This is a genomic window from Streptomyces sp. ATLC9 (genome assembly GCF_057196705.1).
Genome location: NZ_JBXUOY010000667.1, coordinates 1 through 223, shown reverse-complemented (window position 1 = coordinate 223; position 223 = coordinate 1). Strand labels below are relative to the sequence as shown.

At 70.4% G+C, this 223-nt stretch carries 1 pseudogene; it reads left to right on the top strand.

Going from position 1 to position 223, the window contains the following annotated elements:
* Positions 1 to 223 (top strand): annotated as a pseudogene (locus AC2CJA_RS27565) (IS1182 family transposase); the annotation flags it as partial.

The following is a 223-nucleotide window of genomic DNA, read 5'->3' as shown; positions in this document are numbered from 1 at the left end:
CTTCCGCGATCGTCTCGCCGAGGATGGCCGTGCCGACCGCCTCCTCGACCTCGCGCTGGCCCGCCTGAAGGAGGCCGGCCTGGTGCGTGAGCGCACCACGCAGCGCACCGACTCCACGCACGTCCTGGCCGCGGTGCGTGACCTGACCCGCTTGGAGCTGGTCACCGAGTCGGTTCGCGCCGCACTCGAAGAGGTCGCAGGCATCTCTCCTCATCTGCTGGAC